Raw genomic sequence first — 406 nt, 5'->3', positions numbered from 1 at the left:
ATCCAGTACGGTAAAGTTGCAGATACATTTGGCTGGACGGTTAAAATTTAATAAAAGAAAATACAGCATTTTCCTTTATGGAAGAATGCTGTATTTTTTATTGAACACCTTATTTTTCAAGTACTTCTTCAACTCTTGAGAAGTCTTCGCGAGGAATTATTGCCGATTTTTCAAATGCATTTTTTCCGACGTATGTTTCGATTAGTTCTTTTACATCAATACCGGAAGATGCTTTTAATGTTTCCTGCAAGCCAGCCATTAAATCCGTCGCATAGCCCGTCACTTTACCAGCACCGCCGTTTGTACCGCCTCCTGTATCAACAACTGTAATCTTGTCGATATTCGAAAGTGGACTAGCAACTTGTTTTGCGTATTCTGGTAACATTTTAACAATCATATCAAGGAC

At 37.4% G+C, this 406-nt stretch carries 1 protein-coding gene; it reads right to left on the bottom strand.

The annotated features are described in order from the left end of the window. Positions 1 to 109 precede the first annotated feature (109 nt). A partial coding sequence (locus ACTD9P_RS30165) for a hypothetical protein (RefSeq protein WP_498371988.1) occupies positions 110 to 406 on the bottom strand: 297 nt, incomplete at its 5' end.

The organism is Pseudomonas onubensis, assembly GCF_965653655.1.
Lineage (GTDB): Bacteria > Pseudomonadota > Gammaproteobacteria > Pseudomonadales > Pseudomonadaceae > Aquipseudomonas.
Note: the sequence above shows the minus strand (reverse complement) of the source record. Positions and strands in the feature narration are given on the sequence as shown.